Origin of the sequence: Sphingopyxis indica (assembly GCF_900188185.1) — a bacterium.
Lineage (GTDB): Bacteria > Pseudomonadota > Alphaproteobacteria > Sphingomonadales > Sphingomonadaceae > Sphingopyxis > Sphingopyxis indica.
In genome coordinates this window covers 35,869-62,826 of record NZ_FZPA01000016.1, presented here as the reverse complement: position 1 = coordinate 62,826, position 26,958 = coordinate 35,869, and the positions used below count along the sequence as shown (strand labels likewise).

Genomic DNA, 26,958 nt, shown 5'->3' with positions numbered 1-26,958 from the left:
CAAAACAGCCTCAAGGCCGATCCCGTCGCCGACGCCATCGTCCAGTTGCTCCAGCCAATGCCCGCGTCGCTGCGACGGTCGATCACCTTCGACAATGGCACCGAATTTACCCGCCATCACCGCATCGAAAGGCAACTCGCTATCCAGGCCTTCTTCTGCGATCCGCACGCCCCATGGCAGAAAGGCGGCATCGAAAACGCCATCGGTCGCCTCCGTCGATACCTCCCCCGAAAAACCAGCCTCGACGACTTGCCCCCCAACGCCTTCGACGCCATCATCGCAATCTACAACAATACTCCCAGAAAATGCCTCGGCTTCCAAACCCCAGCCGAAGTCTTCATACCGTTGCACTTCAAATGTGAATCCACACCCGGATCAAGTCCGGGGTGACGAGAAGAGGGAGGTCGGCCTCCGGTCGAAAGCCGTCGTGTAGAAGGCCGCCGCCTCCGTAACCGCAGGGCTCCACCACGATTCCGAGACTCCCCCTACCCCTGCATATTCCGGCTCTCGGCGGGAATCTGCACGGTCAGCCCGTCCATATCCTCGGTCAGCACGATCTGGCACGACAGGCGGCTCGTCCGGCGCACGCCCGCCGCAAGGTCGAGCATATCCTCCTCCTCTTCGCTCGCGGGCGGCAGGCGGCCGAAATCCTCTTTCGCGACGATGACGTGGCAGGTCGAGCAGGCCATCTGGCCCTCGCACGTCCCTTCGAGCGGCATCAGGTGCGCCTGCGCGACGTCGAGCAATATGTCGCCGGGATCGGCCTCGACCTCGGTGCGGCCCTTGCCGTCGGCGTGGATGAAGGTAACGCGCATCAATTGACCCCCTGCAGCCGCGCCGCGGCCTTGATCGCGTTCAGCCCGTCGCGCAAATCCGCTTCGCTCGTATAGCGCCCCCAGCCGAGCCGGATCGAGGCGCGGGCGTCGGCTTCGCTCACCCCCATCGCGCGCAGCACATGGCTGACCTTGCCCGACCCGCTGCCGCACGCGCTGCCGAGCGAGAAGGCGACCTCGCGCGCGTCGGACATCAGGCGCAACCCGTTGACGCCCTCGCGCCGGACGTTGAGATTGCCGTGATAGCGCGCATCCGCCGCGCCGTTGAGCGTCCATTCGGGGAGCATATCCATCGCGAGCGACCAGAGGCGCTCGACATGGCTTGCGTCCTTGTCCATCCGTTCGGCCGCAAGCGCCGCCGCAGCCCCGAAACCTGCGCACAGCGCGGGCGAAACCGTGCCCGAGCGCATCCCCTGTTCCTGCGCGCCGCCGAACATCAGCGGTTCCAGATCGACGCCATCCTTCACCCACAGCGCACCGATCCCCTTGGGTCCGTGGATCTTGTGCGCCGATATGGCGATCAGGTCCGGGCCATCGGGGATCGCGACGCGCCCGAAGCCCTGCACCGCGTCGCACAGCAGCAGGCTGTCCTTCGCATGGGCAGCGGCAACGAAATCGGCGACCGGCTGGATCGTCCCGACCTCGTTGTTGACGAGCATCGTCGCGACGATCCCGCCCTCGGGGATCAGCGCGTCGTCGGGCGGCAGCGCGAGCCCGGCGCCATCGACCGGCAGGATCATGGCATTCAGCCGTTCGAGGCACTGGAGCGAAGCCGCATGTTCGATGCTGAGCCCCGCGACGCCGCCCGGTTTCGCCTGCGTGCCGCGAAACAGCGCCCAGTTGAGCGCCTCGGTCGCGCCCGAGGTGAAATAGACGCGCCCGCCCTTCGGCAGCAGCGCCGCGACCTGATCGCGCGCGACCTCGACCGCGGCGGCGGCAGCGCGCCCCGCCTTGTGCGTGCTCGACGGGTTCGCGAAACCGTCGCCCCCACCCGGCCCCTCAAGCCAGCGCAGCATCGCCTCGCGCGCCTCGGGAGCGAGCGGGGTAGTGGCCTGGTAATCGAGGTAGATCATTGCGGGCATCTGCCTTCTAATCCTGCCAGTGTCGAGCCGGTTCCATTCCTCGTCACCCCGGACTTGATCCGGGGTCCATTCTTCCGGTGCTGTGTGAATGGACCCCGGATCAAGTCCGGGGTGACGAGGAGGAAAAGGGCTCTCCCAGCTCCTTATTGCGAACCATTCGCAAAAGTTGCAACTTGCTACCCAATTTCTATATAGGCGCCGCTTCCGCTCCGCCACCCCGCCCCTCGGCGAATCACTGGCAAGCCCAAGACATATAGAAGGTGCGCCTATGCCCGACGTCATTTTCCCCGGCCCCGAGGGCCGCATCGAAGGCCGTTTTTCGCCCCCCCCGCGCCCGCGCGCGCCGGTCGCGCTGATCCTGCATCCGCATCCGCAGGGCGGCGGCACGATGAACGATCGCATCACCCAGGCGATGTACAAGAGCTTCGTCGCGCGCGGCTTTGCGACCCTGCGCTTCAACTTCCGCGGCGTCGGGCGCAGCCAGGGCACCTTCGACAACGGCGTCGGCGAGCTGAGCGATGCAGCGTCGGCGCTCGACTGGGTTCAGTCGATCCATCCCGAAGCGCAGACGACGTGGGTTGCCGGCTTCAGCTTCGGCGCGTGGATCGGAATGCAGCTCCTGATGCGCCGCCCCGAGATTCGCGGTTTCCTGTCGGTTGCGCCGCCGGCGAACATGTACGACTTCAGCTTCCTCGCCCCCTGCCCTTCGTCGGGCATCATCGTCGCGGGCGGGCAGGACGAGATCGTCCCGCCGTCGGCGATCCAGAAGCTGGTCGACAAGCTGCGTACGCAAAAGGGCATCACCATCCATCATGACGAGATCCCGCGCGCGAACCATTTCTTCGAGCATGAGCTCGACCAGTTGATGAAGTCGCTCGATAACTATCTGGATATGCGGCTCGCCCCGGACTCGCCGATTCGGTGATGAAAAGATCCTCCCCACTTGTGGGGAGGTGGCAGCGCGCAGCGCTGACGGAGGGGGTTCGCGTCATTGCGCCTCGCGCCAGGCCGATAGCCCCCTCCACCGCCTTCGGCGGTCCCCCTCCCCGTTCCGGGGAGGATTATTTCACCGGCACCAGCCAGATCGCGACATTGGCGAAGAGCACCAGCGCCGCGATCAGCATCAGCAGCGCGCGGCGGCGGTCGCCATTGCGGAACACCAGCACGGCGCCGCCGAGCAGTGCGAGCGCGCCGAGCATCACGATCGAAAGCAGAAGGTCGCCCATGGGCGGGCTCTATGCCGCGCCGCGATGTCCGTCAAACACGCTTCGTGACAAAATCGCGTCAAAAGCGGCTGCCGCTTATGGCCAATCGCGGCGGCTTGGCTTAAAGCGCGCTCATCGATTCCGTCCAAGCCTTTCCGGGAGACGCGCCATGCGCATCGCCATCGCCTCCGACCACGCCGCCTGGGAGCTGAAGGCCGCGCTCGCCGACTGGCTGCGCGACGCAGGCCATGAGGTCGCCGACCTCGGCACCAACGGGCCCGAGAGCGTCGATTATCCCGACTATGGCTACGCCCTCGCCGAAGCGGTCGCGAACGGCCGAGCCGAGCGCGGGGTCGCGCTCTGCGGCTCGGGCATCGGCATCTCGATTTCGGTCAACCGCAACCCCGCGTGCCGTTGCGCACTCGTTTCCGAACCGCTGTCGGCGAAACTCGCGCGCGAACATAACGACGCCAACGTCGTCGCCATGGGCGCGCGGCTGACCGGCATCGACATGGCAAAGGCGTGTCTCGATGCCTTCCTGACCACCGACTTCGCCGGCGACCGCCACGTTCGCCGTGTCGACAAACTTTCCCACCCTCCCGTTCTGGAGACCAGCCGATGACCACCGAAACGCTCGCCAAACCCATCAAATCGGCCGGCTATTTCACCGACGGCGTCGGCACCGTCGACCCCGCCGTCGCCGCGGCGATGAAGCATGAGCTCGAGCGCGAGCAATATCAGATCGAGCTGATCGCTTCGGAGAATATCGTTTCGAAAGCAGTGCTCGAGGCGCAGGGATCGGTCTTCACCAACAAATATGCCGAGGGCTATCCGGGCCGCCGCTATTATCAGGGCTGCGCGCCGTCGGACGAGGTCGAAAGCCTGGCGATCGACCGCGCCAAGGCGCTGTTCGACTGCGGCTTTGCCAATGTCCAGCCGCATTCGGGCGCACAGGCGAACGGCGCGGTGATGCTCGCGCTGACCAAGCCCGGCGCGACGATCCTGGGCATGAGCCTCGACGCGGGCGGCCACCTGACCCACGGCGCGCCGCCGGCGATGTCGGGGAAATGGTTCAACGCCGTGCAATATGGCGTGCGCGCCGATGACCATCTCGTCGATTTCGACCAGGTCGAGGCGCTGGCGAAGGAGCATCGTCCGGCGCTGATCATCGCGGGCGGTTCGGCCTATCCGCGCACGCTCGATTTCGCGCGCTTCCGCGCCATCGCCGACGATGTTGGCGCGCTGCTGATGGTCGATATGGCGCATTTCGCGGGGCTCGTCGCCGGCGGTGCGCATCCCTCGCCGCTTCCGCACGCGCATGTCGTGACCACGACGACGCACAAGACGCTGCGCGGCCCGCGCGGCGGCATGATCCTGACCAATGACGAAGCGATCGCCAAGCGCATCAACTCGGCCGTTTTCCCCGGCCTGCAGGGCGGTCCGCTGATGCACGTCATCGCCGCGAAGGCGGTGGCCTTCGGCGAAGCGCTGCGCCCGGAGTTCAAGGACTATGCGAAAGCGACGATCGCCAACGCGCAGGCGCTCGCCAACCGGCTGAAGGCGCGCGGCGCCGACATCGTCGCGGGCGGCACCGACACGCACCTCGCGCTGATCGACCTCCGCCCGCTCGGCGTCACCGGGCGCGACGCCGACGAAGCGCTCGAGCGCAGCGCGATCACCTGCAACAAGAATGGCGTGCCCTTCGACCCGCTGCCCCCCGTGAAGACCAGCGGCATCCGCGTCGGATCGCCCGCGGGCACGACGCGCGGTTTCGGTATCGCGGAATTCGAGGAAATCGGCGATATGGTGGCCGATGTGCTCGAAGCGCTGCGCGACAAGGGCGAACATGGCGACGCCGACGTCGAAGCCGATGTGCGCCGCCGCGTCCGCGCGCTGTGCGAACGCTTTCCCATCTATGGAGGCTGAGATGGCGAAACCGAAGATCGAAACCCTGCTCGGCGACACGGTCGAGGAGATCAAGGCGATGGGCAAGGAGGGGCTCGACCACCCCTCGACCAAGCCCGTGCTGATCGGCGGCGGCATCGGCGCGGTCGCCGGCGCGGTGCTGCCGGTGATCAGCTGGCCCGTCGGCCTGCTCGCGGGCGCTGCGATCGCGCTTTACAACCGGGTCCGACCCTGACCGATGCGCTGCCCCTATTGCGGCCATGAAGACAGCCAGGTGAAGGACAGCCGTCCCACCGAGGACGGCGCGGCGATCCGGCGGCGGCGGCAATGCGAGGATTGCGGGGCGCGCTTCACGACCTTCGAGCGCATTCAGCTGCGCGAAGTCGGGGTGCTCAAGGCCGACGGCCGCCGCGAGCCGTTCGATCGCGAAAAGCTGATGCGCAGCGTCCAGATCGCGTGCCGCAAGCGGCCGATCGACGGCGCGCGGATCGAGCGGCTCGTTTCGGGCATCCAGCGCCAGCTCGAAACCTCGGGCGACAGCGAGGTGCAGGCGCAGCAGATCGGCGCGATGGTGATGGAGGCGCTGAAGGGCTTCGACAATGTCGCCTATATCCGCTTCGCCAGCGTCTATCGCGACTTCACCGAAGCCAAGGACTTCGAGGAATTCGCCTCGACGATCAACGAGGCGGCGCAGAAGGGTTAGCAAGGCTCCGACCACGCCCGTTCGTCCTGAGGAGGGGCTGAGCTTGGCGAAGACCCTTCTCGAAGGACTTGACGCCGCGCCACAGTCCTTCGAGATGCCATTTCGACAAGCTCAATGGCTCCTCAGGACGAACGGTTGTCCTGATCGACACAAATTTCGGGACATCTGCAAGGCATGACTTTCTGGGCCTATATGCTTCGCTGCCGAGATGGCAGCTACTATGTCGGTCATACCGACCATTTGGAGCATCGTGTCGCACAGCATCAGGCCAAGGAAATCCCCGGTTATACGGCGCGCAAAGGACCCGTTGAACTCGTCTGGAGCGCCGAATTTCCAACCCGGTTGGAAGCGTTGGAAGCCGAACGGCAGATCAAGGGTTGGTCGCGCGCCAAGAAGGAAGCCCTCATACGCGAAGATTGGCCGGCTATCCGTCGGCTCGCGAGCAGGGCAAAAGTCCTTCGAGACGGTCCGGAGCCTTCGCCAAGCTCAGTCTCCTCCCCTCCTCAGGACGGACGGGTCTTTTCCACCCCCGTTCGTCCTGAGGAGCGGCTGAGCCCCGGCGAAGCCTGTCCTGAGCGCCTGCAAGGCAGTCGAAGGGGCGCGTCTCGAAGGACCGAGACCTCCCCTCCCCCCGTCATCGTTCTCGTTCGTCCGCAACTGGGTGAAAATATCGGCAAGGCGGCGCGCGCGATGCTCAATTTCGGGCTGACCGAAATGCGCCTCGTCGCGCCGCGCGACGGCTGGCCGAACCCCGACGCGGGACCGGCGGCGTCGGGCGCCGACATCGTGCTCGCCAATGCCGAGGTGTTCGAGACGCTCGCCGACGCGGTCACCGATTGCACCACCATCTATGCTACCACGGTCCGCAAGCGCGGCGTCACCAAGCCGGTGCTGACGCCCGAGGCGGCGGCGCGCGAGGTCCATGCGGACGCGGGGCGCTCGGCCTTTGTCTTCGGCCCCGAACGTTCAGGGCTCGAAACCGACGATGTCGCTCTCGCGCACAAGATCGTCACCGTGCCGATCAACCCCGAATTCGGCTCGCTGAACCTCGCGCAGGCGGTGATCCTGCTCGCCTATGAATGGTCGAAGGGACAGGCGCTCGCCCAGCCGCCCGCGGTCGATCTAGACCCGCCCGCACCGCACGGCGAGATGGAGGAGCTGATCCGCCATCTCGTCCGCGACCTGGACGCCGCGGGCTATTTCTTCCCCGCCGATCGTACTGAAGCGACGCTGCGGACCTTGCGCACCACGCTGACCAAGACCGGCTGGTCCTATAATGATATCAGGATGATGCACGGCATCATTGCGACATTAGGTAAAGTTCGCAAATCGGCGCGCAGCGAAGATTAGGCCAGCCAGTTTGGCTTGTCCGGTCTGGATAGACCGTAGCCCTGGGCTTGTCGAAGGGCGCCCATCGACGAGAAGCGCCCCTCGACAAGCTCAGGGCTACGGTGAGGAACGCTCTCGCCTGAACGAGCTGGCTCGCTAGAGCAAATTGCGCGAAATTTGAATCATCCGCATCCCCGAGCGAAGACGAGGGGCTGGTTCGAGCGGAGCGAGAACCGCAGCGTCGCAGCCTCGACTTCGCTCGGCAGAGCCCCTCGTCTTCGCTCGGGGAAACGGTGCAGATTTCCGGCACGATGCTCTAGGCGCGCAGATCGTCCCAGCGATCCAGTTCGTGCGCGATCGACTGTTCGACCAGCTCGTTCCAGACCGAACGGATGCGCTGCGGATCGAGGCCCGCCGCTTCGGCCGCGCGTGCGGCATTATCGAGCACCTCGGCCTTGCGCGCCTCGTCGCGCACCGCGCCGCGATCGGCCTTGATGCGCGCCGCGGCATCCATATAGCCGAAACGGCGGACGAGCAGCGCGACGAGTTCGCGGTCGACCTGATCGACCCCTTCGCGCACCTCGATCATCGTTTCGCATTGCTCGGGCAGTTTGGCGAACGTCATGCGCGCTGCCTTTAGCGGCTTTTTCGCCGCTGTCGAGCCGCGGGCTTGATGCTTGACTTTCCGCCTCTCCCCGTCTAACCGCGCGCCTTCGCAATGGACCCCGCACCCCGGTGAAGCGGTGGTCGCATATGGACATCTCCATGTGGTGCGACCCGGGAAACGCCGAAATCCCTCGGCACACAGCAAATTGGAGACGATCATGTCGAAGCGCCAGAGCGCCAAGTATAAACTCGACCGCCGGATGGGCGAAAACATCTGGGGTCGCCCGAAGAGCCCGGTCAACCGCCGCGAATATGGCCCCGGCCAGCACGGCCAGCGCCGCAAGGGCAAGATGTCCGACTATGGCATCCAGCTGCGCGCGAAGCAGAAGCTGAAGGGCTATTACGGCGACATCACCGAAAAGCAGTTCAAGAAGAACTATATCGAAGCGTCGCGCATGAAGGGTGACACGAGCCAGAATCTGATCGGCCTGCTCGAACGCCGCCTCGATGCGATCGTCTATCGCTCGAAGTTCGCGCCGACGATCTTCTCGGCACGCCAGCTCGTCAGCCACGGTCACGTCTATGTGAACGGCGTGAAGTGCAACATCGCCAGCCGCCTCGTGAAGCCCGGCGACGAAGTCACGCTTGGCAAGAAGGCGCAGGAAATGGCGCTCGTCGCCGAAGCGCAGAGCCTGCCCGAGCGCGACCTGCCCGAATATGTCGCGGTGGACGGCACCAAGGCGACCTTCGTGCGCGTTCCGACGCTCGACGAAGTCCCCTATCCGGTGAAGATGGAACCCAATCTGGTCGTCGAATTCTATTCGCGCTGATCGGTTCGCACAGCGAAATTATCGGGGGGCGGTCCGCAAGGGCCGCCCTTCTTGCATCTGCCCGGCGTGACTGGCACAAGGCCGCATCCATCACACAAAGCGGGATTAATCGATGTATCGCATCCTGAAAGCTGCGCCGGCCGCGGCGATTCTCCTTTCACTGGCCGCCTGCAACGGCTCTGCCGACAAGTCGGCGGCGACCGGGGCGACCGCGCTCCCCGACGTCGAGGTGCCCGACCTTTCGCTGGCGACCTTGCAGGACGTGACCAGGGAATTGTCGTCCGATGCCTATGAAGGACGCGCGCCGGGGACGCCCGGCGAGCAGAAGACGGTCGATTATCTGATCAAGAAATTCACCGAGGCCGGCCTGAAGCCCGGCAACAACGGCAGCTGGACGCAGGATGTGCCGCTGGTCGAAATTACGGCCAAGAATCCGACGCCGCTGACCTTCACCGGCGGCAAGTCGCCGGTCACGCTGCAATATGCGAAGGATTATGTCGCCTTCAGCTATCGCGTGCAGCCGAAGACCGAGATCAAGGACAGCGACGTCGTCTTCGTCGGCTATGGCATCAACGCGCCCGAAAAGGGCTGGAACGACTATGCCGGCCTCGATGTGAAGGGCAAGACGGTCATCATTCTGGTCAACGACCCCGACTGGCAGACCGCCGAAGCGAAGGGCGAGTTCAACGGCCGCGCGATGACCTATTACGGCCGCTGGACCTATAAATATGAAGAGGCGGCCCGGCAGGGCGCCGCAGCGGCGTTGATCGTCCACGACACCGAACCCGCCGCCTATGGCTGGAACGTCGTCGAATCGAGCAACACCGGCACGCAATATCTGGCCGACAGCGAAAATGGCGGCGCCGATCAGACCAAGGCGAACGGCTGGATTCAGCTCGACAAGGCGAAGCAGCTCGTCGCGAGCGCGGGCAAGGATTTCGACGCGCTGCGTGAAGCGGCGAAGAAAAAGGGCTTCAAGGCGGTGCCGCTGACCGGCGTGAAAGCCTCGCTCAGCTTCGATAACCAGATCGCCAGGAAGATGTCGCGCAACATCGTCGGCGTGCTGCCGGGCGCCAAGCGGCCCGACGAATATGTGCTTTACACCGCGCATTGGGATCACCTCGGCCGCTGCACGCCGGTCGACGGCGACGACATCTGCAACGGCGCCGTCGACAATGCGAGCGGCGTCGGCGGACTGGTGACGCTGGCGCAGGCCTATCAGCAGGCGGGCGCCCCCGATCGCAGCGTCGTATTTCTCGCCGTGACGGCCGAGGAATCGGGCCTGCTCGGTTCGGAATATTATGCGAAGAACCCCATCTTCCCGCTCGCCAGGACGGTCGGCGGCGTGAACATGGATGCGCTCAACAGCGCCGGTCCGGCCAGGGACATCGTCGTGGTCGGTCGCGGCAAGTCCGATCTCGACGCCTATCTCGAAAAGGTGGCGGCGGCGGAGAAGCGCACGCTGGTCGACGAACCCACTCCCGAAAAGGGCTTCTACTATCGTTCGGACCATTTCAGCCTCGCCAAGCGCGGCGTTCCGATGATCGACTTCGGCAGCGGCCAGGACCTCGTCGAGGGCGGCAAGGAAGCCGGCAAAAAGGCGGCAGAGGACTATGAGGCCAATCGCTATCACGCGCCCGGCGACGAATATGATGCGATCAAGAATTGGGACGGCATGCTCGCCGACCTGCGGCTCTACTATGCCGTCGGCCGGATGATGGCGATGACCGACAAATGGCCGAACTGGTCGGAGGGCGACGAGTTCCGCGCCGCCCGCGACAAGTCGCGCGCCGGACAGTAAGGGCGCGCATATGACGCTGCGCATGGCGGCGGAATGGGCGCCGCACGAGGCCGTGTGGATCGGCTTCCCGCACCTCGCCGAGGAGTGGGCGGGCCGGATCGACGCGGCGCGGCGCGACGTCGCCGCCTTCGCCAACGCCGTCCACGACGGCGGGCGCGGCGAAGAGGTGCGGCTGGTCGTCAACGATGATGCGCAGGCCGAAATCGCCGCAAAGCTCGTCGATCCGGGCGTACGCATTCTCGTCGAGCCGCTCGGCGACATCTGGCTGCGCGATACCGGGCCGATCGTCGCGGGCACCGGCGCCGCCCGGTGCGCGCGCAACTTCCGGTTCAACTGGTGGGGCGAAAAATTCGTCATGCCGGGCGATCAGGAAGTCGGCGCGGCATTGGCGTCGGGGAGCGGGCTCCCGGTCGACGAACAGGATTGGGTGCTCGAAGGCGGCGCGATCGACGTCGACGGCACCGGCCTGTGCGTCACCACCGAGGAATGCCTGCTCAACCAGAACCGCAACCCGTCGCTGACCCGCGAGGATATTGCGGTGCGGCTGCACCAGTCGCTCGGGATCGAGCGGCTGCTGTGGCTCGGCAACGGGCTGGTCGGCGACCATACCGACGGCCATGTCGACAATCTCGCGCGCTTCGTCGGCGAAGGGCGGCTGGCGATCCCCGTCGCTGCGGGCGGCGACGATCCCAACGCCGCCATCTACGCCGACGCGCGCGCGCGCGCCGAGGCGTTCGGCGATGTCGAGATCGTCGACCTCCCCTCCCCCGGCCGGGTCGAGATCGACGGTGAGATTGCCGCCGCGAGCTATATGAACTTCTATATCGGCAACAGCACGGTGGTCGTACCGACCTATGGGAGCCCCAACGACGCAGCGGCAGTCGAGGCGCTTGCGGGGCTGTTTCCGGGCCGCCGCACGGTCGGCATTCCCGCCCGCGCGATCATCGTCGGCGGCGGCAGCTTCCATTGCTCGAGCCAGCAATTGCCGTGCTGACCGCCAGTTTCATCTTTCGCGCGCTCCTGTCGGGCGTAATCATAGCGGCCATCGCCTGGATCGGTCGCCGCAACGCGGCCGCAGCAGCGCTCGTCGCATCGCTCCCCCTGGTTTCGTTACTGGGGATCGTCTGGCTTTGGCATGATACGGGCGATCGCGGCCGGCTCGCCGACCATATGCAGGCGACCTTCTGGTATGTCCTGCCCAGCCTGCCGATGTTTCTGGTCACCCCGATGATGCTTCGGAGCGGGGTCAATTTCTGGGTCGCGCTGATGGCGGGTTGCGCACTCACGGTCCTGCTCTATCTCCTTACGATACCGCTCGCCGCGAAGTTCGGCATCAAATTGTAAGAAATCGCCCATGACCCGTACCCTCACCGTCGCCGCGCTGCAGCTTCCCCTGCCCGGCCCCGTTCAGCCGAACATCGACGCGGTGTCGGCACTCGTCGAGGAAGCGGCGGCAAAAGGCGCGCAGATCATCCTGCCGCCCGAACTCTTCGAAGGGCCCTATTTCTGCCAGGTCGAGGAGGAAGAGCTGTTCGCGAACGCGCGGCCGACCGCCGAGCATCCGAGCGTCACCGCGATGCAGGCGCTCGCCGCGAAGCACGGGATCGCGATCCCGACGAGCTATTTCGAAAAGGACGGGCCGCATTATTACAACACGCTCGCGATGATCGGCCCCGACGGCGGGATCATGGGCACCTATCGCAAAAGCCACATTCCCGACGGCCCGGGTTATGAAGAGAAATATTATTTCCGCCCCGGCAACAGCGGCTTCAAGGTGTGGGATGTCTTCGGGACGCGGATCGGCGTCGGGGTGTGCTGGGACCAATGGTATCCCGAATGCGCGCGCGCGATGGCGCTGATGGGCGCCGAACTGCTCTTCTACCCCACCGCGATCGGCTCCGAGCCCTATGACGCCGACCTCGACACCAGCCGCATGTGGCGCCGCGCGATGCAGGGCCATGCCGTGTCGAACTGCATGCCGGTGATCGCCGCGAATCGCATCGGTGCCGAGGGCGATGCGACCTTCTATGGCCACAGCTTCATCACCGACGAATGGGGCGACATGACGCAGGCGTTCGGCGGGCATGAAACCGGCGTGCTCGTCGAGACGATCGACCTCGACCGCGCGGCGAAACACCGCGCGGGCATGGGCTTTTTCCGCGATCGCCGTCCGCAGCTCTATGGGCGTCTGGTCGAAGACATTTGAAGCGCGAAACAGGGGCGACGCGATGGATATACCCAACGATATTTTCACCGAACCCGACGACGTCGATCCCGAGACGCTGGGCCGGCTCGGCCCGCTCCGCCGCCTCGCCGGCATCTGGGAGGGCCAGCGCGGCATCGACATCAATCCGAAGGCCGACGGCCCCGAAACGCGCCACTATTTCGAACGCATCGAAATGCAGCCAATCGACGCGCAGGCGAACGGTCCGCAGCTCTTTTATGGGCTGCGCTATCACCTCCACATCAACACGCCCGAAGAGGAAATCACCTTCCACGATCAGGTCGGCTATTGGCTCTACGAGCCCGCGACCGGCCTGATCCTCCAGACGCTGGCGATTCCGCGTGGCCAGATCGCGATCGCGGCGGGCCACGCCGAGCCCGACGCCAAGCGGCTGGTGCTGACGGCCGAGCGCGGGCAAACCGAATATGGCATTTGCTCGACCACCTTCCTCGACCTCGCCTTTCGCACCGACAGCTACCAGATCACCGTCGATTTCCACGACGATGGGACGTGGAGCTATGTTTCCGACACCATGCTGATGGTCAAAGGCCGCAACGAACCCTTTCTCCACCGCGATCGCAACCGCCTCACGAAGATCGCCGAGCCCGACCTCAATCCCTGGGCGAAGATCGCGCGCGGGACAGCAAAGCCGCAAAGCGCCGTTTGACAGCGCCCCGCCGCTACCCTTAAACTCCTAAGCACCGACCTGCGGGACACGAGCCGGCCAACCGAGCCGGCGCCGCGACCGGGTGGTGAGGGAGAGTGATATGAGCAGCATGGAGCAGCGCGCGGCCGGCGCGCGCGAATTGCATCGCACCATTGATTTTCTGGGTCTGCGCGCGCACGCCACTACGGTTGGCCTGATCCAGCTGTGCGAAGAATTGTTGAAGGTCGGCATCCTCGACGCGCCGGCGCTCGAACGGATCAAGGATTCGATCCGCATGGAGTTGACGCTGTCGCAAGCGCGGATTTCGAACCAGACCCTGTTCGACGAGACGCTACGCCGCCGCTTGGATGCTATTTTCCCGCATTGCGGCAGCCCCAAGGAGCCGGTGGGCGAGATCCACGACCTCGAAGAAGCGCTCGATCCCGACGCGACGCACTGAACCAAGCGCGAGTCAGCGCTTCAATCCTTCGCCGCGCGATCGACCATATCCATGAAATCGCGCGCCGCGTCGCGCTCTGCCGCATCCTCGAACGCGACGCCCAAATCGGGCGCAACGCCGAGCATATACATCAGCGCCCACAGGCCGAAGCGGCGCCCGCGGTTGGTTTCGAGCCCGAAATCGACGAGCATCCGCTCGGTTCCCGCTTCGAAGGCGGCCGGCGGAATCGCGCCGATGTCGGCGGTCCCGAAATAGCGGAAGAGCTGATCGTCGAAATCCATTCCGCTTTCCTAGCGCATGATGACTTTATAGGAACCCGTTTGTCCTGAGGAGCCATTGAGCTTGCCGAAATGGCGTCTCGAAGGGCGGCAAGGCTGCGGTCCTTCGAGACGAGCCCTCGGCAAGCTCGGTCTCTCCTCAGGACGAACGGAATGCGGGTCCGCATAAGGCTATCGCTCCCTGGCCTATCTCCGACCACCTGTTCACGGCCCTGCCGGTTGTCAGCACCGCCCCGCGCCGATAGGGCGGAGGGTGTGAATCACAGCATCGAAATCGGGACCGATACGACGGGCAAGGCGGTGCGCGTCGACATTCAGGAACTGCTCGCGACCCGCCTGCTCGTGCAGGGCAATTCGGGGTCGGGCAAGTCGCACCTGCTCCGCCGCCTGCTCGAACAGAGTGCGGGCCTCGTCCAGCAGATCGTGATCGACCCCGAAGGCGATTTCGTCACCCTCGCCGAGGCATACAGTCACGTCGTGATCAACGCGGGTGACTATAACGAGCGCGAAATCGCGACGATGGCTGCGCGCATCCGCGAACATCGCGCCTCGGTGATCCTCAGCATCGACACGCTTGAGATCGAGGCGCAGATGAGCTGCGCCGCCGCCTTCCTGAACGCGCTGTTCGACGCCCCGCGCGAGCATTGGTTTCCCGCGCTCGTCGTCATCGACGAGGCCCAGATGTTCGCGCCGAGCGCCTCGGGCGACGTCACCGACGCGGTGCGCCGCGCGAGCCTGTCGGCGATGACCAATTTGATGTGCCGCGGCCGCAAGCGCGGCCTCGCCGGCGCGATCGCGACACAGCGGCTCGCCAAGCTCGCGAAGAATGTCGCGGCGGAGGCGAGCAATTTCCTGATGGGCCGCACCTTCCTCGACATCGACATGGCGCGCGCCGCCGATCTGCTCGGCATGGAGCGGCGCCAGGCCGAGCAGATCCGTGACCTCGAACGCGGCTGTTTCCTCGGCCTCGGCCCCGCGATCGCGCGGCGACCGGTCGCGATCCGTATCGGGGCGACGAGCACCAGTTCGCGCAACGGCTCGCACAGCCTGCTGCCGCTGCCCGACGCCGAACCCGAAGACATGCAATCGGTGCTGTTCGCGACGCTCGACGAGGCGCCGCCGCGCCCGACCTTCGCGCCCGAGCCCGCGCCGCTCGCCGCCGGCGAACTGATGGAGCGCATCGCGGCAAGCGATGCGGACGAAGATGACAACGCCGCTCCCGGCAATATGCCCCCTGCGGAACGCGAAGATGTCCCCGCGATCGACGCCGAGGCAGTGGTCGTCGGTGCGCTGCGTGACATGCTCGCCGATCCCGACACGGCTTTTCAGACGGAATCGGTACTCTATCAGGATTTTTCGGTGCGCTGCCGGATGCAGCGGCTTGCGCGCCCGCCGCTCGACCTCACCGCCTTCCGCCGCCGCTTCGCGCTCGCCAAGGGCGGGGTCTTCGATCCCGCCGAGCCGCGCTGGCGGGATTTGCTCGGCGCCGCCGCCGCACTCCCCGACGACATGCTCGCGCCTTTCGTGCTGATCGCGCGCGCCGCGATCGACGGCGAGCCCTGCCCCGACGACGACGCGCTCGGCCGCACCTATGGCACGCGCTCGCCCGGACGCATCCGCCGGCTGATCGACTATATGGAGCGGCAGGGCGCGATCGTCGTGCGCTCGGATTTCGGCGGCCGCCGGTCGATCGGCATCCCCGAGCTCGGCCTCAGCACCGAAGCCGAATAATAACCTTCATTTGCCGCCAGCGGTCAGGCGGCGGACGGCATCGACCAGCGCATGTTCGCGCAGAGGCTTGTCGAATATCATCGCAAAGCCCGCCGCACGGGCGCGCCGCGACAATTCGGGCGAGGCAAAGGCCGAAATCAGGATCGCCGGCCCGCCCCACCCGCCGCGGCGGAGCCTGGCGAGCAAATCGACGCCATCTTCGTCGTGCAACCGGTAATCGGCCACCAGACAATCGGGCGGACGGGCGGCCGCCGCAGCGAGCGCCTGTGGCACTGTCGAATAGGCCGCCACATCGAACCCGCGCCCGTTGAGCAGGAGGAGGAGCGAACGGCGAGCGCCGGCATCGTCTTCGACGACCAGCACATGCGGCCGGACGACCGGACTGGAATGACTGCGGCTCATCGACATCCGGTGACATTCGTTGCGACGGAGGGTTCGAACTATCGGGCGCCGCAGTCCTAGGGCAGATCGACCGGGCACAATATGCGCAATCATACGAATGAGAGCCGCGGTCACGGCCGGCACTTACCCGAAGGCGGCGGCTGATGGGCGAGTCTTACCGGCTGTTGGACCGGTCGCCTGTCCTCAAACCGCAGGCCGCTTCGCATCGAGTTCGGCGCGCACGAAGTCGACCGACCCGGCGTCGCTGGCCAGCCGCGCCGTGCCGAGCAGGCGGTTCCACCAGCTTTCGGACCCGTCGGCGAGGCGCCATTCGTGGAGGCGGCGGGTGAACAGCTGCAGGTCGTGTTCCTCGCTGATCCCGATCGCGCCGTGAACGGCGTGCGCGGTCGCGGCGATGCGCGCGGCCGCGCTGCTCGCCACCGATTTGGCCGTCGCGGCGGCGGCGAGCGGCGGCGGAAAGCCGGCTGCACAACCAAGCTGCGAAGCGATGCGCGCGGCGACGGCGTCCTCTGCCATTACCGCCATATTCTGTTGAAGCGCCTGCTGGCGGCCGATCGGCTTGCCGAACTGCACTCGCTCGTTCGCATAGCTGGCGGTCATCGTCACAACCCGGTCCGCCGCGCCCGCGATCAGCGCCGCGCGCAATATGGCGGCGAGAGGACGGAGGCCGCCCGGCGGCGCGCCGAACGCCTCGCCCAGCGGCGGGCAGGCGATCCGCGCGGCGAGGCTGGCGGCGACGCCGGTTACGGCGGTCTCGTCGAGCGCGATCTCGACGAGGCCGATCCTGTCCCCCTGCTCGACCAGCGCATGATGCGCAATGCGCCCCAGCGGCACGACCACCGGCTGCCCCGGTTCGGCGACCGTCAGGACGATCGGCCCGCCGGGCGCCGCCACGCCGGCGCCCGCGAGCAGTGCCCGCGCGATCATCGTCTCGCCGACCGGCAGCGGCACCGCATGGCGCCCGAGCGCCTGCCACAGCGGCTGCACTGCTGCTGCGGGAAGGCCGAAGCCGCCCGCCGCCTCCGGCACCAGCGCATCGAGAAAGCCCGACGCGGCGACCGCACCCCACATCGCATCGGGCGACGCACCATGCTCGATCGCGCGCACCGCTTCGGGCGCGGCGATGGCGGCGAGCATCCGGTCGAAGGGTTCGAGAAGATCGCTATGATCCATCACCGCAGCCCCATTCCGCGCGCGATGATGCCGCGCAGGATTTCGCGTGTGCCCCCGCGCAGCGAAAAACTCGGCGCGATATGCGTGACATAGAGCAAGGTCCGATAGAGTTCGGGATCGACCGGCTCGTCGGGATGGCTCGCGAGGTCGTCGCCGATGCTGGCCGGCAGCTCCTGCTCGAAACTCGTCCCCAGATCCTTGACCAGCGACGCCTCAACGACCGGGCTTTCGCCGAGCGCGAGCCGCGCGGTGCAGGCGATCGACATCGCGCGCAAGGTTCCGAGCCGCGCGGTGAAATCGCCGACGCGCGCGAGCGTCGCCGGGTCGTCGCGGCCGATGCTGCGCAGATGCGCGATCCACGCGTCGAGCAGCACGACGCTCGAATAGATGCGTTCGGGGCCGCTGCGCTCGAACGCCAGTTCGGCGGTGACCTGTTTCCACCCCTCCCCCTCTTCGCCGATCAGCGCGTCGGCGGGCAGCTCGACATCCTCGAAGAAGACTTCGGCGAAATGGGCATCGCCGGTCAGGTCGACGATCGGCCGCACGGTAACGCCGGGCGCCTTGAGGTCGACGATCAGCTGCGACAGGCCGCGGTGACGGTCCTCGCTGGTGCCCGAGGTGCGGACGAGCGCGATCATATAGTCGCCGTGCATCGCGCCCGTCGTCCATATCTTCTGCCCGTTGATGCGCCAGCCCGCCTCGGTCCGCTCGGCGCGCGTGCGCACGCTCGCGAGGTCCGATCCCGACCCCGGCTCGCTCATCCCGATGCAGAAAACGAGCTCGCCGCGGCAGATGCGCGGAATGAAGCGCTCCTTCTGCTCCTCGGTGCCATAGTTCAGGATCAGCGGCGCGCTCTGACGGTCGGCAATCCAGTGCGCCGCGACCGGCGCCCCCGCCGACAGCAGCTCCTCGACGACGACAAAGCGCGCGAAAGCCCCTTTCTCGCCGCCGCCGTAGCGCCTGGGCAACGTCAGCCCCAGGAAGCCCGCTTCGCCGAGCCGGCGCGAAAAGGCGCGGTCGAAACCCGACCAGGAGCGCGCGCGGACATCGGAGGGCGCGGCGGCTCTCGCCTCATCGGCGATCGCGCGGATCGCAGGCCGCAGCGCCTCGTCCGCAGCGGGAAGCGCCGCAAGGGTCAAGGTATCGAACAAACCGGCTCTCCCTCTCTCGGTCCCGCAATCGCAAATTCTCCATGCAATGCCGGCCTCACTTGATCAAATATTCAGGGTCAGGACCCATCAACGGCCTTGTCCGTCCCGAAATCGACCCGCGCACGCCGGTCTAGCGGGCAGAAACCCTTGCCCCCGCATGACGCTCGACGCGACCGGCGAGTTCGAGTTCGAGCAGGACGAGCTGGACGACTGCGGCGGGGCGGCCCGACTGGCGCACCACCTCATCGACGAGAACCGGGGTCGGGCCGAGCAGATCGGCGATACCGGCGCGGTCGCCGTCGGCGGCCTCGATCGGGAGCGGCGCCGGCACCGGAGCCGACGCGGGTTCGCGCAGCATCCGGCGGTCGATCGGCCCGACGGCTTCGAGCACGTCGGCGGCGGTCTGGATCAGCGTTGCGCCTTCGCGGATCAACAGGTTGCAGCCCTGCGCGCGCGGGTCGAGCGGCGACCCCGGCACCGCCATCACCTCGCGCCCATAGTCGCCCGCCCGGCGCGCGGTGATCAGCGAGCCCGACTTGGGCGCCGCCTCGATCACCACCGTGCCCGCCGCGAGCCCGGCGATGATGCGGTTGCGCGAGGGGAAATGGCGCGCGAGCGGTTCGGTGCCCGGCGGCTGTTCGGCGATCAGCAGCTGGTCGTTCGCGATCTTTTCCTGCAGCGCGGCATTTTCGGGCGGAAAGGCGATGTCGATGCCGCTCGCGATCACCGCCGCGGTCGCCCCGTCGAGCGCGCCGACATGCGCCGCGGTATCGACCCCGCGCGCGAGCCCGCTCACCACGGTGATGCCCTCGGCACTCAGGTCGATGGCGAGCTGGCGCGCGAAGCGGCACGCCGCCGCCGAGGCATTGCGCGCGCCGACGATCGCGACGCATGGCCGCCGCAGCATGGCGATGTCGCCGCGCACGATCAGCACCGGCGGCGCGCTGTCGATTTCGCGCAGGAGCGGCGAATAGTCGGCCGCGTCGCTGAAGACGTGCCGGGCGCCGAGTTCGGCGACCCGGGCGATTTCACGTTCGGCGAGGTCGGCGGGGGCGATGCGGATTTTTCCCCCGCCGCCGCGACCGGCAAGGTCGGGGAGCGCCGCGAGCGCCGCTTCGCCCGATCCGAAACGCTGCATCAGCTGGTGCCAGCTCACCGGACCGACGCGCGGCGTGCGGAGCAGCCGCAGCCGCGCCAGCCGCTCGGATTGCCTCACGCGGCGTCCTTCCTGGCGCCGATGCGCGGTTCGGTGCCGGCGCGCAGCCGCGCGATATTCTCGCGATGCCGCCACAGGGCGACGAGCGCGAGCCCGGCAAGCCCGAGCGCGTAGACGGGATAGCCGAAGGCGAAGGCTGCGATCGGCGCCGCCACGACGCCCGTCATCCCGCCGAGCGAAGAGATGCGCGTGATCGCGACCATCGCGAGCCAGACGATCGCGAACACCAGCGCGATCGGCCACGCCAGCGCGAGATAAAGGCCGAGCAGCGTCGCGACGCCCTTGCCGCCGCGGAACTTGAGCCACATGGGGTAGCAATGGCCGATCACCGCCGCGGCCCCCGCTGCGATCGCCCCGACGTCGCCTGCCTCGGGCGCGAAATGACGCGCGAGCAGCACCGCAACCGCTCCTTTCGCGCCGTCGAGCAGCACCGTCGCCGCGGCGAGGCCCTTGCGCCCGGTACGCAGCACATTGGTCGCGCCGATGCTGCCCGATCCGATCTGCCGCAGGTCGCCGGCGCCGAAGGCGCGCGTCAGGATCACCCCGAACGGGATCGAGCCGAGCAGATAGCCGGCGGCGATCAACAAAAGGACGGTCATGGCACTCCCCGGCTGGTTCGGCGGCACTGTGGCGATGTTGCGGCGGGCAATCAATGGATTCGGATCAAGTGCCTGCCGAAATGGACAGAAAGCGCGAAACGATCCCGCCCCCTCCGTCATACTGAACTCGATTCCGCTTCCATGGCCGGCGCTATGCGGCCAAGCCGGTGCCGGTTGATCTTCGCACGAAGACACGAAGCCACGAAGAAAAGGGCCTGGGCCGACAGGTCCCTTTTTCCTTTCGACGATGCGGTCGCAAAGGAAAACCGCTTCGCGGCCGGCGCGACATCTTCGTGGCTTTGTGGCTTTGTGCGAAACAAAAAGGTGCGGCGCCAAAGAGCAAGTTCAGGGTGACGCGAAAAACCCTGTTCACCCGGATTGAGCGCCGTGCAATGCCCTGCTAGGCGACGCATATGCAGCCCCCTTCGGCCGACGCTCCCATCCTCTTTTTCGACAGCGGCCTCGGCGGGCTGACGGTGCTCGGGCCGACGCGCGCGCTGCTGCCCACGGCTCGAATCGTCTATGCGGCCGACTATGCCGGCCTCCCCTATGGGCAAAAGAGCGATGCCGAACTCGCGGCGCGCGTTCCCGCACTGCTCGGGCGGCTCGTCGAGCGCTATCAGCCACGCCTGGCGGTGATCGCGTGCAATACGGCCTCGACGATCGCGCTGGCGCATGTCCGCGCCGCGCTCGACCTGCCGATCGTCGGCACCGTGCCCGCGATCAAGCCCGCTGCGGCGCTCACGAAAAGCGGCGTCATCGGCGTGCTCGGCACGGAAGCGACCGTGCGCCAGCCCTATGTCGACGATCTGAGCGCCAAGTTCGCTGCCGACAAAATCGTCCTGCGCCACGGCAGCCCCGGCCTCGTCACCGGCGCCGAGGCGAAGCTGCGCGGCGAACCGGTCGACCCAGAGGTCATCGAACGCGCCATCGCGGGCCTGCGCGATCAGCCGGGCGGCGAGGCGATGGACGTGATCGTCCTTGCCTGCACCCACTTCCCCCTGCTTCAGGCCGAACTTCAGGCCACGGCGGGCCCGGACGTGCGGTTTATCGACGGCGCCGAGGGCATCGCGCGCCGCATCGCCTACCTCACCGAGGGGCAGGACTGGCCCGCCGTGGCATCGCCCGGAACCGCGGTCTTCACGCGCAGCGACGAGCGCCCGCCACCGCCGCTCGCGGCGCTCGAACCCTTCGGCATCGGGCGCATTGAGACAATTTGACCTACCCTTGCGAATCGTTCGCACTGGATTCGGGCGGATTTCAGCGTTATGGCCCCGCCAAACATCGTCGCCGAAGGGGCGGCGCGCGCCGGAACAATCCGCGGGGCTGCATACGTGAACTACAACGATATTTTCGCCCGGGCTATCGACCGCCTCCACGAAGAAGGCCGCTACCGCGTCTTCATCGACATTTTGCGCAACAAGGGAAATTTTCCGAATGCGCGCTGCTTTGCGGGGCACAACGGGCCGAAACCGATCACCGTCTGGTGCTCGAACGACTATCTCGCGATGGGCCAGCATCCAAAGGTCATCGCCGCGATGGAAGAGGCGCTGCACGACGTCGGCGCCGGATCGGGCGGCACGCGCAACATCGGCGGCAACACGCACTACCACATCGACCTCGAGGCCGAGCTTGCCGACCTGCACGGCAAGGAAGGCGCCTTGCTCTTCACCTCGGGCTATATCTCGAACGAGGCGACGCTCGGCACGCTCGGCAAGCTGCTTCCCAATTGCATCATCTATTCGGACGAATTGAACCACGCCTCGATGATCGCGGGGATCCGCAATTCGGGCTGCGAAAAGCGGGTGTTCCGCCACAACGACCTCGATCATCTCGAAGAGCTGCTCGCCGCCGACGATCCGCAAGCGGCCAAGCTGATCGCGTTCGAGGGCGTCTATTCGATGGACGGCGACGTCGCCCCGATCCACGCGATCTGCGATCTGGCCGACAAGTATAACGCGCTCACCTATTGCGACGAAGTCCATGCGGTCGGCATGTACGGCCCGCGCGGCGGCGGCATCACCGAACGCGACGAGGCCGCGCACCGCGTGACGATCATCGAAGGCACGCTGGGCAAGGCGTTCGGCGTGATGGGCGGCTATATCGCCGCCGACAGGAATATCGTCGACGTGATCCGCTCTTACGCGCCGGGCTTCATCTTCACGACCAGCCTGTCGCCGGTGCTCGTCGCGGGGGTCCTCGCCAGCGTCCGCCACCTCAAATCGTCGAGCGAGGAACGCGACGCGCAGCAGGCGGCCGCCGCCTACCTCAAGCAATGCTTCCGCGACGCCGGCCTGCCGGTGATGGATTCGGTGACGCATATCGTCCCGCTGATGGTCGGCGACCCGGTGCGCGCCAAGAAGATCAGCGACATATTGCTCGCCGAATATGGCGTCTATGTGCAGCCGATCAACTTCCCCACCGTTCCGCGCGGCACCGAACGCCTGCGCTTCACGCCCGGCCCGGCGCACGACGAGGCGATGATGCGCGAATTGACGCAGGCGCTCGTCGAAATCTGGGACCGGCTCGACCTGCAGCTTCAGAAGGCGGCGTGATCCGGCGCATCGGGGTTCGACTGACGCTTCAACTCGCGGCCGGCTCGCGCATCATCCCCCAGAAATGCGGGCCGCCGCCGGGCACGTCCCATTCGACCTGCGCCCGAAAGCCCAGCCGTTCGTAGAGCGGCACATTCGCCGGCGTCGCGGTTTCGAGCCAGCAGGACAGCCCTTCGGCGTCGGCGGCCGCGGTCTGGGCGCGGATGATGCGCCCGCCATGGCCCTTGCCCTGTTCGGCCGGGCGAACGCCGACATAGTGGAGATACCAGAAGCGTCCCTTTGGCCGGTGCGCGTCGATGCTGCCCTGCACCTTCAGCCCGCGCGGCAGGGCGGTGCCGAAGGTCGCGACGAGCGGGAGCACGGTTCGCAGGAACTCAAGGGTTCCGCTTTCCGCCTGCCCGGGAGCACGCCACAGCGAGGCCGCTTCGCCGCCGGCCGAGCGCAGCACCCTGCCCGCGCGCGCATCGGACGGCACCAGAACGCGGAACAGTCCGCGCAGCGCCCGGGCGCGGCGCGTGGGATCGGGCAATATCCACGACAGGGCGGGGTCGGTCTGGAATGCCTGCGCGAGCGTTTCCATCACCTCGTCGAGCTGGTCGCCCCGCGCCGCCGCTATGCCGTCATTCATGCCCTCTTCCCCCATTCTTCCGGGGCAAGATAACAGCAATTCAGCCGCGCGCGAGACCCCCGCGAATGGCATAGCCGCGATAGAGGCTGCGGCAATAGCCGGCGGTGCCCGTCTCCTTTGCGAGCGCCGCGATCACGCGCCCCAGTTCGGCGCGCGGGGCGACGTGAAAACGGGCGAGCCAGCCGAAGAGCGCGCGGCGCCACAGCGACGGCAGGCCGTCCTGCTGTCCGAAATCGACGAATTCGAGCCGGCCGCCCGGCGCGACGCAGCGCGCCGCCTGGGCGAGCGCGCCCCGCCATTCGGGAATCATCGACAGCGCATAGCTGATGAAGACGCGATCGAAGGTCGCGCGCCCGAACAGCGCCGCCGCGTCGAAATCGCATGCGTCGCCCTGCGCGAGCGCCACGCGATGCGCAAGCCCGGCCTTCGCCACCGCGCCGCGCGCGGTTTCGAGCATCGCTTCGGAAATATCGACGCCATAGAGAAAGGCGTCGGGCCACGCCCTGCCGACCGCAACCAGATTGCGCCCCGTCCCGCAGCCGATTTCGAGCACCGCGCCTCCCGGCGGCGGCGCGAGATCGGCGATCAGCCCGTCGCGGCCGAGAAGATAATATTTGCGGCTGAGATCATAGATATGCCGCTGGGTGCGATAGACGCTGTCCATCAGCTCGCCGTGCCCGCCGCCGGCTGCGCCCCGAGCCATGGTCAGGCGTCTTTCAGCACATAGAGGTGAACCCCGCCATAGATCGCCGAGCGGTCGCGGCGCGTAAAGCCGCGCGACTCTTCGGCGCGATAGTCCCACCGGCCGAGCAGGTCGTCGGGCAACCGCCCCGGAAGCAGGCTCGGCTCGGCGGCGGTACGGAATAGTACCCGCGCGCCCGGCCGCGCGGTGCGGGTGACCTCGGCCCACAGCGCGGTCAGCGGCGCATCGCTCATCCAGTCCTGCGCGTCGAGGAAGACATAGCGGTCGAAGCTCGCCGCTTCGGACGCCGCGAGCATGTCGGTCATATTCGCATGGAGCATCGAAACGCGCGCGGCCCGCGCCTTCACCGCGTCGTAATTCGCCGCCTGCAGATAGGGCGGCAGCGGCGCCGCAACGCCCTTGCCATAGCCGCGCCCGAACGCCTGCCATGCGAAATAATTCTCCTCGAGCGGGAAGTCGCACGCGAGCTTTTCGAGCCGCGCGCGCAGCACGTCGGCCATCGGCTTGCCGCCCGCAAGCGCATCATATTGCGCGGGCGGTATCCCAAGCCCGAACAGCGACGAGCGCTGGTCGGTGATCCAGCGGATGAACTTGCGGTCGAAGAAGGGCGCGAATTTCGCCTCAAAGATCGCGCGCTGTTCCTCGACCGTCGTCGCGGTCAGGAACTGGCGCGGATCGACGCGGTGCAACCGGGCGATCAGATGCGCGAGCCCGATGAAATTTCCGAGCAGCCCGCGCTTGTAGAGACCCCGCGCGAAACCGTTGATACGCCGCCGCCCGACCAGGTCGCGGCCTTCCCAATAGCGGATGCTCAGCTCGTCGAGATGCGGGCGGACATGGGTGCGATAGGCGGCGACGTTGGCCTTGTCGTCGGCGTCGGCGAAGAAGCGGCGGACGCTGTCGTAATCGGGCAGGCGTTCGATCGCGACGCGCTTCAGATTATTGAGCGCGACATGCGCAGTGTTGAGGTCGACCGCGACGATCTCGGCCGGGTCGGCGGTCAGATAGGAAAAGACGTTGCAGCCGCCGCTCGCGATCGTCGCGATTCGGTTACCCGGCGCGATCGCGAGTGCCTCCATGTCGACCACCGGGTCTTCCCAGATTTGCGCATAGACCAGACCCTTGAAAGCAAGGGCGAAAGCGCGGTCGAGCAGGCGCTGCTTCTGTTCGCCGTCCTCGCGGACGACGGCGGCGGCGATCTTGTGATTTGGCTTTGTGGCCATGAAATTCGCTTCCCGGACGACGTTGATCCGGGGTCGCCCATGACAGGCTTTGATGCGTTTTCCGGGTAAGATCGGTGACAGAATGGCGACAGGGGCGAAAAAGACAATCGCCCCTCCCCCCCCCTTCGAGGATTGGATGGAACCGTGGCGTCAGTCGCGGCAATAGCCCTCGCCGGTCTTGACGATCAGGCACTCCTTTTTGCCCGCGAGATATTTGAGGCCGGTCTCGTCGCCATCGCCGCGATGCAGGCTCAGCTCCTCGCCGCCGCGCCTGAACCTGATGCCATGCTCGCTGTCCCGGCCCTCATAGCTGCCCTTGGTGTCGAGGTCCGATTGCATTTCGAGCGTATAATGCTGGGGCTCGGTCGGGGTGATCGTCACATACATGCCCTCGACCCCCGTCCATTTGCCTGCCCAGCTCGCAAAGCGGTGCGGCGCGGTTGCCGGGTTCGCCTCGGCATCGACCGGCGGCGTCATTCCGGTCGGGGCTTCCGCAGCCGGAACTTCGGTCGTCGTGTCCGCGGTGCGGTCGGGCGCCGGCGCTTCGGCCTTTTCGCAGCCGGCGAGCAGCACGAGCGCGGTCGAGGCTGCGAGGATCATGCTCATCTTCATCATGCGTCTCCTTCCTGCGCCAAACGCATCGTCGCGAATAAGTTTCCCCCTATCCCGCGAGAATTTCGGCATAGCGCGCGGCATCGACATTGCCGCCCGACAGGGTAACGAGCGTCGCCCTGCCCGGCGCCACCTTGCCCGCGAGGATCGCCGCGAGCGCCGCCGCGCCGCCGGGTTCGACGACCAGGTGCAGCTTTTCGAACGCGACGCGCATCGCGTGTCGCACCTCCTCGCGCGTCACCGCGACCCCGCGCACGCCGCGCGCCTGCAACACCGCGAAGTTGATCGGCCAGGTCTGCGGCGTCTGGAGCGCGTCGCACTCGGTCGGATAGGACAGGTCCTCTACCGACAGGATTTCGCCCGCCTCGAGGCTGCGCGTCACGTCGTCCCAACCCTCGGGCTCGACCGCGACGATTTCGGCGTCGGGGCAGGCGAGCGCGAGCCCCGCCGACAGGCCGCCGCCGCCGCAGCAGGCGACGACCTTGTCGGGGCCGTCGATCCCGCGCGCCGCGAGCTGCGCGCGCGCCTCGATCCCCGCGGTTCCCTGCCCCTCGATGATCCACGGATCGCCATAGGCATGAACGAGCGTGCCGCCGCGCTCGTCGAGCAGCTTCGCCGCCACCGCGTCGCGCGACTCGGTGACGCGGTCATAGAGCACCACTTCGGCGCCGAGCGCGCGCGTCGCGGCGAGTTTCATCGCCGGCGCATTGCCCGGCATGACGATCGTCGCCCTGATCCCCAGCCGTCTGGCCGCCCAGGCGACCCCCTGCGCATGGTTGCCGCTCGACACGCCGACAACGCCTGCCGCGGCCTGTTCGGGCGTCAGGTCGGTGAGCCGGTGCCACGCGCCGCGAATCTTGAACGCGCCGACGGGCTGGAGGCATTCGGCCTTGCACCAGAGCGTCGCGCCGTCGATTTCGAGCGGCAACAGCGGCGTCGGCGGAAGCAGGGCAGCGACTTTGGCGGCGGCGCGTTCGACTCCGGCAAGACTCGGCGCGCGGTCGGGGTTCCGAAGGGGATCGGGGCTTTGCTGTGTCATGGCTTCGTCCTATAGGGCGCGGCA

At 66.8% G+C, this 26,958-nt stretch carries 33 protein-coding genes; 17 read left to right on the top strand and 16 right to left on the bottom strand.

The annotated features are described in order from the left end of the window. Window positions 1-390 (top strand): IS30 family transposase (locus tag CHB69_RS20825; RefSeq protein ID WP_141133923.1); only part of this gene is annotated, 390 nt, incomplete at its 5' end. 95 nt (window positions 391-485) lie between these two features. On the opposite strand, the gene CHB69_RS17200 is transcribed toward CHB69_RS20825, so the two are convergent. After that, complete coding sequence (locus CHB69_RS17200) at window positions 486-818, bottom strand: 2Fe-2S iron-sulfur cluster-binding protein (protein ID WP_089217173.1); 333 nt, start codon at window positions 816-818, stop codon at window positions 486-488. Next, entirely contained in the window at window positions 815-1,906 is a 1,092-nt protein-coding gene (locus CHB69_RS17195; protein ID WP_089217172.1) for a cysteine desulfurase family protein, read from the bottom strand. Before CHB69_RS17195 ends, CHB69_RS17200 begins: the two co-directional genes overlap by 4 nt. A 277-nt stretch (window positions 1,907-2,183) precedes the next feature. Between CHB69_RS17195 and CHB69_RS17190 the strand changes: the two genes are divergently transcribed. Then, on the top strand, window positions 2,184-2,840 hold the full coding sequence (locus CHB69_RS17190) for an alpha/beta hydrolase (RefSeq protein WP_089217171.1): 657 nt from the start codon (window positions 2,184-2,186) through the stop codon (window positions 2,838-2,840). A gap of 136 nt (window positions 2,841-2,976) precedes the next feature. On the opposite strand, the gene CHB69_RS20295 is transcribed toward CHB69_RS17190, so the two are convergent. After that, the gene (locus CHB69_RS20295) at window positions 2,977-3,141 is read right to left on the bottom strand and encodes a hypothetical protein (RefSeq protein WP_170935624.1); all 165 of its coding nucleotides are present in this window, start codon (window positions 3,139-3,141) and stop codon (window positions 2,977-2,979) included. A 148-nt stretch (window positions 3,142-3,289) separates the two neighbouring features. Between CHB69_RS20295 and rpiB the strand changes: the two genes are divergently transcribed. The 5 genes from rpiB (at window position 3,290) to CHB69_RS17165 (ending at window position 7,078) form a co-directional block, all read left to right on the top strand. Continuing rightward, window positions 3,290-3,742 (top strand): ribose 5-phosphate isomerase B, encoded by a 453-nt coding sequence (gene rpiB / locus CHB69_RS17185; protein WP_089217170.1) that lies wholly within the window; start codon window positions 3,290-3,292, stop codon window positions 3,740-3,742. Continuing rightward, window positions 3,739-5,046, top strand: coding sequence for a serine hydroxymethyltransferase (glyA, locus tag CHB69_RS17180; RefSeq protein WP_089217169.1), 1,308 nt, complete (start codon window positions 3,739-3,741; stop codon window positions 5,044-5,046). The genes rpiB and glyA overlap by 4 nt, the downstream gene beginning before the upstream one ends. Window position 5,047: 1 nt before the next feature. After that, on the top strand, window positions 5,048-5,260 hold the full coding sequence (locus CHB69_RS17175; protein WP_089217168.1) for a hypothetical protein: 213 nt from the start codon (window positions 5,048-5,050) through the stop codon (window positions 5,258-5,260). A gap of 3 nt (window positions 5,261-5,263) precedes the next feature. Then, a complete protein-coding gene (nrdR, locus tag CHB69_RS17170) occupies window positions 5,264-5,728 on the top strand; it encodes a transcriptional regulator NrdR (protein WP_089217167.1) in 465 nt (154 codons plus the stop codon). Between the two features lie 174 nt (window positions 5,729-5,902). Then, window positions 5,903-7,078: a TrmH family RNA methyltransferase gene (locus CHB69_RS17165; protein WP_089217166.1), complete on the top strand. Its 1,176-nt coding sequence runs from the start codon at window positions 5,903-5,905 to the stop codon at window positions 7,076-7,078. A 295-nt stretch (window positions 7,079-7,373) separates the two neighbouring features. On the opposite strand, the gene CHB69_RS17160 is transcribed toward CHB69_RS17165, so the two are convergent. After that, window positions 7,374-7,682: a chorismate mutase gene (locus tag CHB69_RS17160; protein ID WP_089217165.1), complete on the bottom strand. Its 309-nt coding sequence runs from the start codon at window positions 7,680-7,682 to the stop codon at window positions 7,374-7,376. Window positions 7,683-7,881: 199 nt separating this feature from the next. Between CHB69_RS17160 and rpsD the strand changes: the two genes are divergently transcribed. The 7 genes from rpsD (at window position 7,882) to CHB69_RS17125 (ending at window position 13,624) form a co-directional block, all read left to right on the top strand. Next, on the top strand, window positions 7,882-8,493 hold the full coding sequence (gene rpsD, locus CHB69_RS17155; RefSeq protein ID WP_089217164.1) for a 30S ribosomal protein S4: 612 nt from the start codon (window positions 7,882-7,884) through the stop codon (window positions 8,491-8,493). 112 nt (window positions 8,494-8,605) lie between these two features. After that, window positions 8,606-10,294 (top strand): M28 family metallopeptidase, encoded by a 1,689-nt coding sequence (locus CHB69_RS17150; protein WP_089217163.1) that lies wholly within the window; start codon window positions 8,606-8,608, stop codon window positions 10,292-10,294. A gap of 10 nt (window positions 10,295-10,304) precedes the next feature. Continuing rightward, window positions 10,305-11,288: an agmatine deiminase family protein gene (locus CHB69_RS17145; RefSeq protein WP_089217162.1), complete on the top strand. Its 984-nt coding sequence runs from the start codon at window positions 10,305-10,307 to the stop codon at window positions 11,286-11,288. After that, complete coding sequence (locus CHB69_RS17140; protein WP_245836919.1) at window positions 11,282-11,638, top strand: DUF3147 family protein; 357 nt, start codon at window positions 11,282-11,284, stop codon at window positions 11,636-11,638. The genes CHB69_RS17145 and CHB69_RS17140 overlap by 7 nt, the downstream gene beginning before the upstream one ends. A 10-nt stretch (window positions 11,639-11,648) precedes the next feature. Continuing rightward, entirely contained in the window at window positions 11,649-12,500 is an 852-nt protein-coding gene (aguB, locus tag CHB69_RS17135) for an N-carbamoylputrescine amidase (protein ID WP_089217161.1), read from the top strand. Between the two features lie 22 nt (window positions 12,501-12,522). Further along, complete coding sequence (locus tag CHB69_RS17130; protein WP_089217160.1) at window positions 12,523-13,185, top strand: FABP family protein; 663 nt, start codon at window positions 12,523-12,525, stop codon at window positions 13,183-13,185. 100 nt (window positions 13,186-13,285) lie between these two features. Next, entirely contained in the window at window positions 13,286-13,624 is a 339-nt protein-coding gene (locus tag CHB69_RS17125) for a hypothetical protein (RefSeq protein WP_089217159.1), read from the top strand. A 20-nt stretch (window positions 13,625-13,644) separates the two neighbouring features. On the opposite strand, the gene CHB69_RS17120 is transcribed toward CHB69_RS17125, so the two are convergent. Beyond that, window positions 13,645-13,905, bottom strand: a complete 261-nt coding sequence (locus CHB69_RS17120; protein WP_089217158.1) for a hypothetical protein — start codon at window positions 13,903-13,905, stop codon at window positions 13,645-13,647. A 252-nt stretch (window positions 13,906-14,157) separates the two neighbouring features. On the opposite strand from CHB69_RS17120, the gene CHB69_RS17115 reads away from it, so the two are divergent. Then, on the top strand, window positions 14,158-15,633 hold the full coding sequence (locus CHB69_RS17115) for a helicase HerA domain-containing protein (protein WP_170935623.1): 1,476 nt from the start codon (window positions 14,158-14,160) through the stop codon (window positions 15,631-15,633). Window positions 15,634-15,639: 6 nt separating this feature from the next. Here CHB69_RS17115 and CHB69_RS17110 read toward each other — a convergent pair whose 3' ends face one another. From CHB69_RS17110 to CHB69_RS19880, 6 genes are all read right to left on the bottom strand, one after another. Next, a complete protein-coding gene (locus CHB69_RS17110; RefSeq protein ID WP_089217181.1) occupies window positions 15,640-16,035 on the bottom strand; it encodes a response regulator in 396 nt (131 codons plus the stop codon). Window positions 16,036-16,218: 183 nt separating this feature from the next. Further along, window positions 16,219-17,208: an acyl-CoA dehydrogenase family protein gene (locus CHB69_RS17105; RefSeq protein WP_089217156.1), complete on the bottom strand. Its 990-nt coding sequence runs from the start codon at window positions 17,206-17,208 to the stop codon at window positions 16,219-16,221. Continuing rightward, a complete protein-coding gene (locus tag CHB69_RS17100; RefSeq protein WP_089217155.1) occupies window positions 17,208-18,359 on the bottom strand; it encodes an acyl-CoA dehydrogenase family protein in 1,152 nt (383 codons plus the stop codon). The genes CHB69_RS17105 and CHB69_RS17100 overlap by 1 nt, the downstream gene beginning before the upstream one ends. Before the next feature lie 130 nt (window positions 18,360-18,489). After that, window positions 18,490-19,575, bottom strand: a complete 1,086-nt coding sequence (dprA, locus tag CHB69_RS17095; RefSeq protein WP_170935622.1) for a DNA-processing protein DprA — start codon at window positions 19,573-19,575, stop codon at window positions 18,490-18,492. Further along, window positions 19,572-20,174 (bottom strand): glycerol-3-phosphate 1-O-acyltransferase PlsY, encoded by a 603-nt coding sequence (gene plsY / locus CHB69_RS17090; RefSeq protein ID WP_089217154.1) that lies wholly within the window; start codon window positions 20,172-20,174, stop codon window positions 19,572-19,574. Before plsY ends, dprA begins: the two co-directional genes overlap by 4 nt. 116 nt (window positions 20,175-20,290) lie before the next feature. After that, complete coding sequence (locus tag CHB69_RS19880) at window positions 20,291-20,587, bottom strand: hypothetical protein (RefSeq protein ID WP_141134043.1); 297 nt, start codon at window positions 20,585-20,587, stop codon at window positions 20,291-20,293. On the opposite strand from CHB69_RS19880, the gene murI reads away from it, so the two are divergent. Together murI and hemA are read left to right on the top strand one after the other, a co-directional pair. Beyond that, the gene (gene murI, locus CHB69_RS17085) at window positions 20,588-21,394 is read left to right on the top strand and encodes a glutamate racemase (RefSeq protein ID WP_089217153.1); all 807 of its coding nucleotides are present in this window, start codon (window positions 20,588-20,590) and stop codon (window positions 21,392-21,394) included. A 114-nt stretch (window positions 21,395-21,508) separates the two neighbouring features. Beyond that, window positions 21,509-22,729, top strand: coding sequence for a 5-aminolevulinate synthase (hemA, locus tag CHB69_RS17080; protein ID WP_089217179.1), 1,221 nt, complete (start codon window positions 21,509-21,511; stop codon window positions 22,727-22,729). 28 nt (window positions 22,730-22,757) lie between these two features. Here the strand turns inward: hemA and CHB69_RS17075 are convergent, their stop codons facing one another. From CHB69_RS17075 to CHB69_RS17055, 5 genes are all read right to left on the bottom strand, one after another. After that, window positions 22,758-23,357, bottom strand: coding sequence for a GNAT family N-acetyltransferase (locus CHB69_RS17075; protein WP_170935621.1), 600 nt, complete (start codon window positions 23,355-23,357; stop codon window positions 22,758-22,760). Between the two features lie 40 nt (window positions 23,358-23,397). Further along, a complete protein-coding gene (locus CHB69_RS17070) occupies window positions 23,398-24,060 on the bottom strand; it encodes a class I SAM-dependent methyltransferase (protein WP_245836917.1) in 663 nt (220 codons plus the stop codon). A gap of 2 nt (window positions 24,061-24,062) precedes the next feature. Further along, window positions 24,063-25,283: a BtaA family protein gene (locus CHB69_RS17065; protein WP_089217151.1), complete on the bottom strand. Its 1,221-nt coding sequence runs from the start codon at window positions 25,281-25,283 to the stop codon at window positions 24,063-24,065. 150 nt (window positions 25,284-25,433) lie between these two features. Then, entirely contained in the window at window positions 25,434-25,898 is a 465-nt protein-coding gene (locus CHB69_RS17060) for a YajG family lipoprotein (protein ID WP_245836915.1), read from the bottom strand. Window positions 25,899-25,944: 46 nt separating this feature from the next. Next, the gene (locus CHB69_RS17055) at window positions 25,945-26,934 is read right to left on the bottom strand and encodes a threonine ammonia-lyase (RefSeq protein WP_089217150.1); all 990 of its coding nucleotides are present in this window, start codon (window positions 26,932-26,934) and stop codon (window positions 25,945-25,947) included. Between the last annotated feature and the right edge of the window lie 24 nt (window positions 26,935-26,958).